This is a genomic window from Streptomyces sp. NPDC055287 (genome assembly GCF_053646035.1).
In genome coordinates this window covers 55,130-68,580 of sequence record NZ_JBSHNE010000012.1, presented here as the reverse complement: position 1 = coordinate 68,580, position 13,451 = coordinate 55,130, and the positions used below count along the sequence as shown (strand labels likewise).

Below are 13,451 nucleotides of genomic sequence, written 5' to 3'. Positions count from 1 at the left end.
GTCGCGAGTGCTTCTACTGGTTCTGGTTCTCGCCCCGGTAATACTCGAAGACCCAGCCGAAGAGGCCGATCAGGATCAGCGGTGCCGAGAAGAACAGCAGCCACCAGCCCAGAGCGACACCCAGGAAGGCGAAGGCGCCTCCGACGGCCAGCGAGAGCGGCTGCCAGCTGTGCGGCGAGAAGAAGCCGACGTCACCGGCCTCGTCCGCTACATCGGCCTCCTTGTTGTCCTGAGCCATGGCGTCGACACGCTTGGCCGTGAAAGCCAGGTAGTAGCCGATCATGATGCTCAGGCCGAAGGCCAGGAAGAGCGCCGTGGTTCCGGCGGGCTCCTTCGACCACACGCCATAGACGATCGCCATGGCGAGGATGAAGATGCTCAACCAGATGAACATCTTGCCCTGGATCTTCACTTGCCGGCCTCCTTGCCGCCGAGCAGCGCGGTGTCCTTCTGTCCGACGTTCTCGAGCTGGTCGAGAGCGGCGATCTCAGGGTGGTGCAGGTCGAATGCCGGGGATTCGGAACGGATCCGCGGCAGCGTGAGGAAGTTGTGCCGCGGGGGCGGGCAGGAAGTCGCCCACTCCAGCGAACGGCCGTAACCCCACGGGTCGTCGACCTCGATCTTCTTGCCGTACTTCGCGGTCTTCCAGACGTTGTAGAAGAACGGAAGGATCGACATGCCCAGCAGGAACGAGGCGATCGTCGAGATCGTGTTCAGCAGGGTGAAGCCGTCGGCGGCGAGGTAGTCCGCGTACCGGCGCGGCATGCCCTCGGCACCGAGCCAGTGCTGCACCAGGAACGTGCCGTGGAAGCCCACGAACAGCGTCCAGAAGGTGATCTTGCCCAGGCGCTCGTCCAGCATCTTGCCCGTGAACTTCGGCCACCAGAAGTGGAATCCGGCGAACATCGCGAAGACCACGGTGCCGAAGACGACGTAGTGGAAGTGCGCGACGACGAAGTACGAGTCGGAGACGTGGAAGTCCATCGGGGGCGACGCCAGGATGACACCGGTCAGACCACCGAAGGCGAAGGTGATCAGGAAGCCGACCGTCCAGAGCATCGGTGTCTCGAAGGACAACGAGCCCTTCCACATGGTGCCGATCCAGTTGAAGAACTTCACCCCGGTCGGTACCGCGATAAGGAAGGTCATGAACGAGAAGAACGGCAGTAGCACGCCGCCCGTGACGTACATGTGGTGCGCCCACACCGTGACCGACAGGCCCGCGATCGCGATCGTCGCGCCGATCAGGCCGATGTAACCGAACATCGGCTTGCGGCTGAAGACCGGGATGATCTCGGAAACGATTCCGAAGAACGGCAGGGCGATGATGTACACCTCTGGATGGCCGAAGAACCAGAAGAGGTGCTGCCACAGCAGTGATCCGCCGTTGGCCGCGTCGAAGATGTGCGCACCGAATTTACGGTCCGCCTCCAGCGCGAAGAGCGCGGCAGCCAGCACCGGGAAGGCGAGCAGGACCAGGACACCGGTCAGCAGCACGTTCCAGGTGAAGATCGGCATCCGGAACATCGTCATGCCGGGTGCGCGCATGCAGATGATCGTGGTGATGAAGTTGACCGAACCGAGGATCGTGCCGAAGCCGGAGAAGGCCAGACCCATGATCCACATATCGGCGCCGACGCCGGGCGAACGGACCGCGTCCGACAGCGGGGCGTAGGCGAACCAGCCGAAGTCGGCCGCACCCTGGGGGGTGAGGAAGCCGGCCACGGCGATCAGCGAACCGAAGAGGTACAGCCAGTACGCGAACATGTTCAGCCGCGGGAACGCCACGTCGGGCGCGCCGATCTGCAGCGGCATGATCCAGTTCGCGAATCCGGCGAACAGCGGCGTCGCGAACATCAGCAGCATGATCGTGCCGTGCATCGTGAACGCCTGGTTGAACTGCTCGTTCGACATGATCTGAGTGCCGGGCCGGGCCAGTTCGGCGCGCATGAAGAGCGCCATCAGGCCGCCGACACAGAAGAACACGAACGACGTGATCAGGTAGAGCGAGCCGATGGTCTTGTGGTCAGTGGTGGTCAACCACTTGATGACGACATTTCCCGGCTGCTTGCGCCGTACCGGCAGTTCGTTCTCGTAGTACGAGTCGTCTGCCGCCGCGGCACCCTTGGGTTGATTGAGGATGCTCACAGTTTGTTCGTCTCCGCATTCCTGGCCGGGTCGGTCTGCTCGATACCGGACGGGATGTAGCCGGTCTGGCCCTTCTCCGCCAGCTCCTTGAGGTGCTGCTGGTACCGCTCCGGGGAGACGACCTTCACGTTGAAGAGCATCCGGGAGTGGTCGACACCGCAGAGTTCGGCGCACTTGCCCTTGAAGGTGCCCTCACGCGTGGGGGTCACCTCGAAGGCGTTGGTGTGGCCCGGGATGACGTCCTGCTTCATCAGGAACGGCACCACCCAGAAGGAGTGGATGACGTCGCGCGAAGTCAGGATGAAGCGGACCTTCTCGCCCTTCGGCAGCCACAGGGTCGGACCCGGGTTGCCGTTCTGCGGGTTCCGCTCACCCGGCGTGCCGACCGCGTAGACGCCTTCGGCGCCGGCGGGGAACTGCTTGGTGTAGCTGTCCGGGATGGCGTCGAGCTCCTTGGGGGGCTTCACGCCCGTGGCGGCGTCGCCGTCCACGTTCTCCACGTAGTTGAAGCCCCAGCTCCACTGGAAGCCGACCACGTTGACGGTGTGGGCCGGCTTGTCATCGAGCGCGAGGAGCTTCGACTCGTCGCGCGCGGTGAAGTAGAAGAGGACCGAGACGATGATGAGCGGAACCACGGTGTACAGCGCCTCGATGGGCATGTTGTACCGGGTCTGCGGAGGTACTTCGACCTTGGTGCGGCTACGCCGGTGGAAGATGACGCTCCACAGGATCAGGCCCCAGACCAGGACGCCCGTGATGAGCGCTGCCGCCCACGAGCCCTGCCAGAGGGAGAGAATCCTGGGAGCCTCTTCGGTGACCGGGGTAGGCATCCCGAGGCGGGGGAAGTCTTCCCATGTGTACGAGCAACCAGAGGCGGTCGCCAGGACCACGCCCGCGGTCAGCACCTGGAGCAGCTTCCGCCGCATCGGGCGCCGCGACGAGCGGTCGGAGCCGTTGGGACTCACGTAGCGCCTTCCCGAGAGTCTCGCCCGCGCGGTTGGTTGCGGCCGTCTCGCTGGTCGGTCGCCGGCCCTGACGCGGGCAGGGGTTTGGATGTTTATGCGGACCAAACCCTACTGGACGCTATTTGGGGTCGCGCGGGGAGGGTGCCCAACGCGCCGTACCCCTCCCCGAAGGGGTGGCTTCTCGGCGGAATCCCGGGCTCCGCCCGCCATCTGACCGGGCATCCGGCCAGTGCCGCCACGGCTCCACTTCGGTGGTGGGGCGCGGACGCGCCGGGCCGGGGATTAGCGTGGCGGTGTGCCCTACTTCGACACCGCGTCCTCCGCCCCGCTGCACCCCGTCGCCCGGCAGGCCCTGCTGGCCTCGCTCGACGAGGGCTGGGCCGACCCGTCCCGCCTCTACCGCGAGGGGCGGCGCGCCAGGCTGCTGCTCGACGCGGCCCGGGAGGCGGCGGCGGAGGCCGTGGGGTGCCGCCCCGACGAGCTCGTATTCACCTCTTCCGGCACCCGCGCGGTGCACTCCGGGATCGCCGGCGCGCTCGCCGCTCGTCGGCGTGTCGGCCGCCACCTGGCCGTCTCCGCCGTCGAGCACTCCTCGGTGCTCCATGCAGCCGCCGAGCACGAGGCCACGGGCGGTACGACGACGCAGGTCGCGGTGGACCGGGCGGGCCGGGTGGACCCCGGGACGTACGCGCGGGCGCTGCGCGAGGGCACCGCGCTGGCGTGCCTGCAGTCCGCCAACCACGAGGTCGGCACCGAGCAGCCGGTGGCCGAAATCGCACAGGAGTGCCGGGCGGTGGGTGTGCCGCTGCTGGTGGACGCGGCGCAGTCGCTGGGATGGGGGCCGGTGGAGGGCGACTGGTCGCTGCTCACGGCGAGTGCGCACAAATGGGGCGGTCCGGCGGGCGTCGGGCTGCTCGTCGTACGCAAGGGCGTGCGGTACGCCCCTCAAGGGCCCGCCGACGAGCGGGAGTCCGGTCGGGCGGCCGGCTTCGAGAACCTCCCGGCCATCGTGGCGGCGGCCGCCTCGCTGCGGGCCGTACGGGCGGAGGCGGCGGGGGAGGCTGCGAGGCTGCGGGCGCTGGTGGACCGGATCCGGCTCCGGGTGCCCGAGCTGGTACCGGATGTGGAGGTCGTCGGCGATCCGGTGCGGCGGCTGCCGCACGTCGTCACCTTCTCGTGCCTGTACGTCGACGGGGAGACGCTGCTGCACGAGCTGGACCGGGCCGGTTTCTCCGTATCGTCCGGTTCGTCGTGTACGAGCAGCACGCTCACGCCGAGCCATGTGCTGCGGGCGATGGGGGTGCTGACGGAGGGCAACGTCCGGGTCTCGCTCCCGCCGGGGACGACTGCGGAGGACGTGGACCGGTTCCTGGAGGTGCTGCCGGGGACCGTGGCGGGGGTGCGGGAGCGGCTGGGCGCTCCGGTCGCGTCGTCGGGGCCGGCCGATGTGGAGTCGCTGGTCGTGGACTCGCTCGGCAAGCGGTGCCCGATCCCCGTGATCGAGCTCGCGAAGGTGATCGGCGATGTGCCGGTCGGCGGGACGGTGACGGTGCTCTCGGACGACGAGGCGGCCCGGCTGGACATTCCCGCGTGGTGCGGGATGCGGGGGCAGGAGTACGTCGGGGAGCGGGCGGCGGAGCGGGGCGTGGCGTACGTCGTGCGGCGGCTCGCCTGACGGGTGCGGCCACACCCCGGACGGGCTGGGCTCGGCCGCTGAGCGGGAATGCCTTCCCGCTCAGCGCCAAGCCTTCGGTTCAGGACAGGTGGGCGCGGACCTCTTCCGCCGCCGCGTGGCCGTACGCCTTCGTGAAGCGGTCCATGAAGTGGGCGCGGCGCAGCGTGTACTCCTGGGTGCCCAGCGTCTCGATCACCAGCGTCGCCAGCATGCACCCGACCTGTGCGGCGCGCTCCAGGCCGACGTTCCAGGCGAGGCCGGAGAGGAAGCCCGCGCGGAACGCGTCGCCGACGCCGGTCGGGTCGACCTTGCCCTCTTCCTCCGGGCAGCCGACCAGGACCGGCTCGTCCCCTACGCGCTCGATCCGCACACCGCGCGAGCCGAGCGTGGTGACGCGGTGGCCGACCCTGGCGAGGATCTCCTCGTCGGTCCAGCCGGTCTTGGACTCGATGAGCCCCTTCTCGTACTCGTTCGAGAAGAGGTACGTCGCGCCGTCGAGCAGCGTGCGGATGTCGTCCCCCGACATACGGGCGATCTGCTGCGAGAAGTCCGCGGCGAACGGGATGGAGCGGGTCTTGCACTCCTCCGTGTGGCGCAGCATCGCCTCGGGGTCGTCGGCGCCGATCAGCACCAGGTCGAGTCCGCCGACGCGCTCGGCCACCGCCTGGAGCTCGATCTGGCGTGCCTCGCTCATCGCGCCCGTGTAGAAGGAGCCGATCTGGTTGTGGTCGGCGTCGGTCGTGCACACGAAGCGGGCGGTGTGCAGGACCTCGGAGATGCGCACCGAGCCGGTGTCCACTCCGTGCCGGTCGAGCCACGCGCGGTACTCGTCGAAGTCCGAGCCGGCGGCGCCGACCAGGATCGGCGCCGTGCCGAGCTGGCCCATGCCGAAGCAGATGTTGGCGCCGACACCGCCCCGGCGTACGTCGAGGTTGTCGACCAGGAAGGAGAGGGAGACCGTGTGCAGCTGGTCCGCGACCAACTGGTCGGCGAAGCGGCCGGGGAAGGTCATCAGATGGTCGGTGGCGATGGAGCCGGTGACTGCGATACGCACGACGAGGACGCTCCTGCGGGCGGTGAGTGTGAGGACAGTTCACGCTACCCGGTCGTAGCCCTCTCGCACTAAGCGGCAAAACTACCCGATAGTAGGGCTTTTTTCGGCCCGTCCCAGCTGCCTACGGTGCCAGCACAGGGTCCGCAGCGTGGCGGGCCCCAGAGCTACGGGAGCATCCCGCATGCAGAAGCACAGCGTTACGTCGCCGGCCCGGGCCGAGCAGGACGGCGGCCTGGAGGAACTGCGCGGGGACTGCGCACGGATGGTGCCGCACTGGGCGGTGCCCGCCGCGACGTCGTCCGGGCCCGTGCCCGCCTCGCTCATCCACGGCGTCACCGTGCCGCCCGCGTCGGCGCGGCTGGTGGGCGGGATGTCCGAATACGGGGGCTGAGCCCGGCTCCTGAGGCGCACGAGGGAAAGCGTGAAGGGAACCGCGCGCCCCCCTGCTCCGTCCCACCGGTGTCCCCCGTAAAGGGATAAGACATACGGCACAGGACGGCAGAGCAGCCGAAGGAGCGATGCGGTGAGCACCGAGCGACCGGAAGAGGACGGGGTCAGCGTCCACAGGCGGCGTTCCCCGCTGGTCGCCGCCTCAGTGGCCGCAGCGGTGCTGCTGGCCGGGGGCGGCGCCGCCTACTGGGCGTCGACCGCCTCGGGCGGCGGCAGCGGCGCGGCGGCGGGCGACGGCACTCCGCCGCCGCTCAACCTCGACGGCCATTCGGACGGCGACTCGCCGGGCATCGCGCCCGGCGAGCCCGACCCGAACGGCGGCGTGACCTACCGCGCCGACGGCAAGCTGCCCAAGGGCCCGCGCTCGGCCCCGGTGTACCGGGCCTCGGGCACGGTCACCGAGGCCGAGGTGGCACGGCTGGCCGAGGCGCTCGGCGTACCGGGCAAGCCGCGCGTCGAGGGCGAGGCCTGGAAGGCCGGCGTCGTCAAGGACGGCTCGGGCCCCGTGCTCCAGGTCAACAAGCAGGCACCGGGCACCTGGACGTTCGCGAAATACGGCCCCCGCGGCAGCGACAACTGCGCCAAGGGCAAGGAGTGCGCCGACGCCTCCCTCCCGCCGGGCGGTGAAGGGCCCGCGGTGAGCGAGAAGGCCGCGAAGGAGGCGGCGGCGCCCGTCCTGAAGGCCCTGGGCCAGGAGGACGCCGAACTGGACGCCCGCCAGCTGATGGGCGCGGTACGGGTGGTCAACGCCGACCCGGAGGTGGGCGGGCTGCCCTCGTACGGCTGGGCGACCGGCATCCAGATCGGCTCCGACGGCGAACCGGTCGGCGGCAGCGGGCAGTTGAAGAGCCTCAAGAAGGGCGCCGAGTATCCGGTGATCAGCGCGGACGCGGCGCTGAAGGAGCTGAACAAGGCCGGGCAGGGCGCCGGCAAGATCGGCATCGGAGGGTGCGCGACCCCCGTGCCGCACGGCGACAGGGCCGAGGAGGGCGACCGGACCGAACCGCCGTGCGACACGGACGGCGGGCAGTCGCCGGCCGCGCCGGAGCCCGTGACGGTGGGCGGGGCGGTCTTCGGGCTGGCCGCGCAGTACGTCGACGGGCGCCAGGCCCTCGTACCGTCGTGGCTCTTCGAGGTGAGGCCCGGCGGCGGCGCGCAGCCGTTCACCATCACGCACCCCGCGGTCGATCCCGACTACCTGGCCAAGCCCACCGCCCCGCCGGCCCCGCCCGAGAGCGGCGAGCCCTCGGAGCAGCCGCGGCAGGTCGAGTCGTACAGCGCCGACGGTCGCAAGCTCACCCTGCACTTCTGGGGCGGCGCGTGCAGCGACTACGCCGCGAAGGCGAGCGAGGAGAACGGTGCGGTCAAGGTGAGGATCACCGAGACCAATCCGGATCCCGACCGGGTCTGCATCATGATCGCCAAGGACCTGAAGGAGACCGTGACGCTCGACAAGCCGCTGGACGGCCGGAAGGTCGTCGACGCGCGGAGCGGCGAGACGGTGCCGCGCGCGTAGGTACGTACGGGCACACCAAAGAGGGCGGCGGTCCCGTCGGGGTCCGCCGCCTCCTTCGTGCGCGCTTCAGGCTTAGCTGAACGAGTCGCCGCAGGCGCAGGAGCCCGTGGCGTTCGGGTTGTCGATCGTGAAGCCCTGCTTCTCGATGGTGTCGACGAAGTCGATGGAGGCACCGCCCAGGTACGGGGCGCTCATGCGGTCGGTGACGACCTTGACACCGTCGAAGTCCTTGACGACGTCGCCGTCGAGCGAGCGCTCGTCGAAGAAGAGCTGGTATCGGAGGCCGGAGCAGCCGCCGGGCTGGACGGCGACGCGGAGTGCCAGGTCCTCCCGGCCTTCCTGATCCAGCAGGGCCTTGACCTTGGAGGCGGCGGCGTCGGACAGGAGAATGCCGTCGCTCACGGTGGTCTTTTCGTCCTGAACGGACATCTACATCTCTCCCGGGTTGTACGGACTGCTTGCCGACGTTTGCAACCGGCGCGACCGCGGATTCATTCCGGGCCTGAGCGCTTGTCTTCCCATTCATGCTCGCACACCCCGTTCCACAGGAGTACGGGACGGGCGCGGGCGGCAATTCGTCACATCGACGACATCGGCATCGTCAAAGTGACATGAAGCGGTTATGATAGATAACGTCAAATCGACGAAAAGCGTGTTCGCAGACAAGAAAGGGTGCGTGTCGTGACCACCGCCCAGCCACTGGATGTCCAGCCGTCGCCGCTCGCTCTGCTGCTGCTCGGCCGCGAGGCCGACGCCAAGAGCGAGCGGGGTGTGGACTGCCCCGGCGACCTGCCCTCGCCCTCCGACCCGGACCTGGTGGAGCGCGCCCGCGCCGCCAAGGAAAAGCTCGGGGACAAGGTCTTCATCCTCGGTCACCACTACCAGCGCGACGAGGTCATCCAGTTCGCTGACGTCACCGGGGACTCCTTCAAGCTGGCCAAGGACGCGGCCGCCAAGCCGGAGGCCGAGTACATCGTCTTCTGCGGTGTGCACTTCATGGCCGAGTCCGCGGACATCCTGACGTCCGACGACCAGAAGGTGGTCCTGCCCGACCTGGCGGCGGGCTGCTCGATGGCCGACATGGCCACCGCCGAGCAGGTCGCCGAGTGCTGGGACGTGCTGACCGAGGCCGGCGTGGCCGAGCAGGTCGTGCCCGTCTCGTACATGAACTCCTCCGCCGACATCAAGGCGTTCACCGGCAAGCACGGCGGCACGATCTGTACGTCGTCGAACGCGAAGCGCGCACTGGACTGGGCCTTCGAGCAGGGCGACAAGGTCCTCTTTCTGCCCGACCAGCACCTGGGGCGCAACACCGCCGTGCGGGACATGGGCATGTCGCTGGACGACTGCGTGCTCTACAACCCGCACAAGCCGAACGGCGGCCTGACCGTCGAGGAGCTGCGGAACGCGAAGATGATCCTGTGGCGCGGGCACTGCTCGGTGCACGGGCGCTTCTCGGTCGAGTCCGTCAATGACGTGCGCGAGCGCATCCCGGGCGTCAACGTCCTCGTGCACCCCGAGTGCAAGCACGAGGTCGTCGCGGCCGCCGATTACGTCGGCTCGACGGAGTACATCATCAAGATGCTGGAGGCGGCTCCGGCCGGCTCCAAGTGGGCCATCGGCACCGAGCTGAACCTGGTGCAGCGCCTCGCCAACCGGTTCGCGGCCGAGGACAAGGAGGTCGTCTTCCTCGACAAGACGGTCTGCTTCTGCTCGACGATGAACCGCATCGACCTGCCGCACCTGGTGTGGACGCTGGAGTCGCTGGCGGAGGGCAACCTGGTCAACCGCATCGAGGTCGAGCGCGAGACCGAGCAGTTCGCGAAGCTCGCGCTGGAGCGGATGCTGGCTCTGCCGTAGGCCGCTCGTACGCCGTGCCCACCGCACCCCCTCACGCCGACGCGTCAGGGGGTGCGGTGGTTCCTCGCACCTGCCACGGTGGAGAGCGAGGAAGGGTGATGACTATGGAGTACATGATCCAGATGAACGTGCCCGCCGACGAGTGGGACGGGCTGATGTCGTCCTTCTCCAAGGACGACATGCTGGCCATGTTCGCGCACATGGACGCGCTCAACCAGGAGATCGGCGCGGCGGGCGAGCTGGTCGAGGCCCGGGGTCTCGGCGGGCCCGCGCGGGTCAAGACGGTACGGGCGACGGACGACGGCCGGGCGAAGGTGACCGACGGGCCCGCGGAGCCCGGGCGCATCCTGGCCGGCTACTGGGTGGTCGACGTCAAGAACGAGGAGCGGGCTCTGGAGATCGCCGCGCGGGCCTCGGCCTGCCCCGGCCCCGGTGGCAAGCCCGGGAACGATCCGGTCGAGGTCCACGCCATCCCCGAGGGGCCGCCCGAGGTGCCCGAAGCCTGAGAACGGGGCGAGCCCCGGCCCTCCTTGTAGTGAGGGGGGCCGGGGCTCGCCGCTGTGCGGTCGCGCGTGCGTCGTACGTACGCCGGTCAGACCTTCGCCGGCTCCTCGGCCTGCGCCGCGCCGGACTCGTCCGGGGAACCCGCCTTCGCCGCGCGCTTGGCCGCCTTCCTCTTGGCGCGGCGCTCCTTGCGGAGCTCCACCATCGCGTACAGCGTCGGCACCAGGAGAAGCGTCAGCAGCGTCGACGTGATCAGGCCACCGATCACCACGATCGCCAGCGGCTTCGAGATGAAGCCGCCCTCTCCGGTGATGCCCAGTGCCATCGGCAGCAGCGCGAAGATCGTCGCCAGTGCCGTCATCAGGATCGGCCGCAGGCGGTGACGTCCGCCCTCCAGAACCGCCTCGACGACGCCCAGGCCCTGGGCCCGGTACTGGTTGATCAGGTCGATCAGGACGATCGCGTTGGTCACCACGATGCCGATCAGCATCAGCATGCCGATCATGGCCGGGACACCCATGGGCGTACCGGTGACGAGCAGCAGGCCGATCGCGCCGGTCGCCGCGAACGGGATGGAGACCAGCAGGATCAGCGGCTGGACGAGCGAGCGGAACGTCGCGACCAGCAGCATGAAGACGATCGCGATGGCCGCCAGCATGGCCAGGCCGAGCTGGGCGAAGGCCTCGTTCTGGTCCGAGGAGACACCGCCGATCTCGACGCTCGCGCCCGTCGGCAGCTCCTTCTCCAGCTCGGTGATCTTCGTCTGGAGCGCGGCGGTCACCGCGCCCGTGTTGTCGGCGGTCGGCTTGGCCGTGATCGTCGCCGCGCGGGCGCCGTCGATCCGGGTCATGGAGACCGGGCCGGCGACCAGCTTCACCTCGGCGATGTCGCCGAGCTCGACCTGACCGAGGTTCAGCTTCCTCAGCTCGTCCATCGTGGTCGCCGGCCTGGCCGACTTCACGACGACGTCGCGCTCGGTGTCGTCGAGGACCGCCTTGCCCGAGGTGGTGCCGCGCACCGCCTGGGTGACGGCCGCGCCGAGGGTTTGCTGGTTGAAGCCGGCGGCGGCCGCCTTGTCGTTGGCCTTGACGGAGATCCGCGGCACGCTCTGGGCCAGGTCGCTCTGTACGTCGGTGACGTCGTCGAGCTTGGCGACCGCGTCCCGTACCTGCTCGGACGCCTTCTTCAGCACCTCGCCGTCACCGGCCTTGACCACGACGCTCAGGTCCTGGCTGCCGAAGCCGCCGCCCGCGCCGATGGTGGTGTCACCGATGCCGTCGAGCTTGCCCAGCTCCTCGTCGATCCGCTTCTGGGTGGCCTCGGAGTCGGAGGCGTCCTCGAGGGTCAGCTGGTACGTCGCCTGGTTGGCGCCGGTGCCTCCGCCGAAGGCTGCCGCGAACCCGGAGGAGCCGACCGTGACCTGGTAGTCCTTGATCGTGTCGATGGAGTCGAGCGCCTTCTCGACCTTGAGCGCGGCCCGGTCGGCCGCCTCCAGGCTGGTGCCCGGCTTCAGTTCCTGCGTGACGGACAGGGTGTCCTGCTCGCCCTCGTCCAGGAAGTTGGTCTTCAGCAGCGGCGCCATGGCAAGCGTACCGATGAGGACGACGACCGCGATGGCCAGGCTCGTCAGACGGCGGCGGGTCGCGAAGCGCAGGACCGGGACGTACATCCGCTGGAGCGGGCTGCGCGCCTCCTTCTCCTCCGCCGTGCGGCGCAGTTCGGCCGCGTCGACGCCCTCGGAGCCCTTCGGGGCGCCCAGGAACCAGTACGAGAAGACCGGCACCACGGTGAGGGACACCAGCAGCGAGGCGAGCAGGGCCGCCGTGACGGTGAGCGAGAACGAGCCGAACAGCTGGCCCACCATGCCGCCGACGAGACCGATCGGCAGGAAGACGGCGACCGTGGTCAGCGTCGAGGCGGTGACCGCGCCGGCCACCTCCTTGACGGCGGTGACGATCGCCGAGTGGCGCTCCTCGCCGTACGCCAGGTGACGCTTGATGTTCTCCAGGACCACGATCGAGTCGTCGACGACGCGGCCGATCGCGATGGTCAGCGCGCCGAGCGTGAGGACGTTGAGCGACAGGTCGCGGGTCCACAGCACGATCAGCGCGAGGACCACCGACAGCGGGATGGAGACGGCGGTGACGAGCGTCGAGCGGACCGACGCGAGGAAGACCAGGATGACGACGACGGCGAAGACCAGGCCCAGGGCGCCCTCGGTGGTCAGACCGGAGATCGACTTGGAGACGGCCGGCCCCTGGTCGAAGACGACGGCGATCTCGCTGCCGGAGCCGATGCTGTCGCGGAGCTCGGGGAGCTTGTCCTTGACCGCGTCGGAGATGGCGACGGCGCTGCCGTCCTGGTCCATCGTGATGGCCAGGGACAGGCTGGGCTTGCCGTTGGTACGCGTGATGGAGACCGCGGTGGCGGGCTGCTCCTTGACGGTGGCGACCTCACCGAGGCGTACCGGCTTCGGCGGCTTGCCCTGCCCGGTGGGGGCGGCGGTGACGCGCAGGTCCTCGATCTGCCGCAGCGACGTGTAGCCGCCGCCGACCTGGACCGTGCGGCTCTTGCCGTCCTCGGCGAAGGAACCGGCCGGGACGGTGGCGCCGCCCGCCTGGAGCGCCTGGCCGAGGGCCGCGGCGTTCAGGCCGGCCGCCGCGAGCTTCTTGTCGTCGGGGGTGACGGCGACCTGGAGGTCGCGCACACCGTCGATGGTGACCTGGCCGACGCCGTCGATGTCCTCGAGTACGGGGACGACGCTGTTCTCCAGCCGGCCGGCGAGCGCCTGCTGGTCCTGGCCCGAGGTGACGGCGAGCAGGACGGTCGGGATGTCGTCCGTCGAGCCGGCCACGACCTGCGGGTCGACGTCGTCGGGGAGCTGGGCACGGGAGCGGTTCACGGCCTGCTGGACGTCGGCGACGAGCTGCTTGGTGTCGTTGCCGTAGTCGAACTGGGCCATGATCACGGCGTTGCCCTCACTCGCCGTGGAGGTGACGCCGGTGATGCCGTCGACTGCCTTGATGGTGCTTTCGAGCGGTTCGACGACCTGCTTCTCGACCACGTCGGGGGACGCGCCCTGGTAGGGCGCCAGCACGGACACCATCGGGAACTCGATGGTGGGCAGCAGTTGCTGCTTCAGCTGCGGTATCGCGATGGCGCCGAAGACGATCGCGATGATCGACATCAGACCGATCAGCGCCCGCTGAGCGAGGCTGAACCTGGACAGCCAGGACATGGGTGAGTCTCTCTTCTGTGGCGTGCGAGGCAGGTACGGCA

The 13,451-nt window shown here is 69.2% G+C and carries 11 protein-coding genes; 5 read left to right on the top strand and 6 right to left on the bottom strand.

Features of this window, described 5'->3' with window-relative positions:
• Positions 1 to 13: 13 nt before the first annotated feature.
• Genes ACWIHY_RS20405 through ctaC form a run of 3 tightly spaced genes read right to left on the bottom strand, consistent with a single transcriptional unit; the run spans position 14 to position 3,113 of the window.
• Entirely contained in the window at positions 14 to 412 is a 399-nt protein-coding gene (locus ACWIHY_RS20405) for a cytochrome c oxidase subunit 4 (RefSeq protein WP_454377059.1), read from the bottom strand.
• Positions 409 to 2,148, bottom strand: coding sequence for an aa3-type cytochrome oxidase subunit I (gene ctaD, locus ACWIHY_RS20400; RefSeq protein WP_454377058.1), 1,740 nt, complete (start codon positions 2,146 to 2,148; stop codon positions 409 to 411). The genes ACWIHY_RS20405 and ctaD overlap by 4 nt, the downstream gene beginning before the upstream one ends.
• Entirely contained in the window at positions 2,145 to 3,113 is a 969-nt protein-coding gene (gene ctaC / locus ACWIHY_RS20395; RefSeq protein WP_454377057.1) for an aa3-type cytochrome oxidase subunit II, read from the bottom strand. The genes ctaD and ctaC overlap by 4 nt, the downstream gene beginning before the upstream one ends.
• A gap of 295 nt (positions 3,114 to 3,408) precedes the next feature.
• Between ctaC and ACWIHY_RS20390 the strand changes: the two genes are divergently transcribed.
• Positions 3,409 to 4,788, top strand: coding sequence for an aminotransferase class V-fold PLP-dependent enzyme (locus tag ACWIHY_RS20390; RefSeq protein WP_454377056.1), 1,380 nt, complete (start codon positions 3,409 to 3,411; stop codon positions 4,786 to 4,788).
• A gap of 79 nt (positions 4,789 to 4,867) precedes the next feature.
• Here the strand turns inward: ACWIHY_RS20390 and ACWIHY_RS20385 are convergent, their stop codons facing one another.
• Positions 4,868 to 5,842, bottom strand: coding sequence for a carbohydrate kinase family protein (locus ACWIHY_RS20385; protein WP_454377055.1), 975 nt, complete (start codon positions 5,840 to 5,842; stop codon positions 4,868 to 4,870).
• 181 nt (positions 5,843 to 6,023) lie between these two features.
• On the opposite strand from ACWIHY_RS20385, the gene ACWIHY_RS20380 reads away from it, so the two are divergent.
• Both ACWIHY_RS20380 and ACWIHY_RS20375 read left to right on the top strand, forming a co-directional pair.
• Complete coding sequence (locus tag ACWIHY_RS20380; RefSeq protein WP_454377054.1) at positions 6,024 to 6,233, top strand: hypothetical protein; 210 nt, start codon at positions 6,024 to 6,026, stop codon at positions 6,231 to 6,233.
• 132 nt (positions 6,234 to 6,365) lie between these two features.
• On the top strand, positions 6,366 to 7,808 hold the full coding sequence (locus ACWIHY_RS20375) for a hypothetical protein (protein ID WP_454377053.1): 1,443 nt from the start codon (positions 6,366 to 6,368) through the stop codon (positions 7,806 to 7,808).
• A 72-nt stretch (positions 7,809 to 7,880) separates the two neighbouring features.
• Here the strand turns inward: ACWIHY_RS20375 and ACWIHY_RS20370 are convergent, their stop codons facing one another.
• Positions 7,881 to 8,237, bottom strand: coding sequence for a HesB/IscA family protein (locus tag ACWIHY_RS20370; protein ID WP_454377052.1), 357 nt, complete (start codon positions 8,235 to 8,237; stop codon positions 7,881 to 7,883).
• A 243-nt stretch (positions 8,238 to 8,480) separates the two neighbouring features.
• On the opposite strand from ACWIHY_RS20370, the gene nadA reads away from it, so the two are divergent.
• Entirely contained in the window at positions 8,481 to 9,668 is a 1,188-nt protein-coding gene (gene nadA / locus ACWIHY_RS20365; RefSeq protein ID WP_454377051.1) for a quinolinate synthase NadA, read from the top strand.
• 98 nt (positions 9,669 to 9,766) lie between these two features.
• Positions 9,767 to 10,174: a YciI family protein gene (locus tag ACWIHY_RS20360; RefSeq protein WP_454377050.1), complete on the top strand. Its 408-nt coding sequence runs from the start codon at positions 9,767 to 9,769 to the stop codon at positions 10,172 to 10,174.
• Between the two features lie 86 nt (positions 10,175 to 10,260).
• Here the strand turns inward: ACWIHY_RS20360 and ACWIHY_RS20355 are convergent, their stop codons facing one another.
• Positions 10,261 to 13,410, bottom strand: a complete 3,150-nt coding sequence (locus ACWIHY_RS20355) for an efflux RND transporter permease subunit (RefSeq protein WP_454377049.1) — start codon at positions 13,408 to 13,410, stop codon at positions 10,261 to 10,263.
• Positions 13,411 to 13,451: the final 41 nt, after the last annotated feature.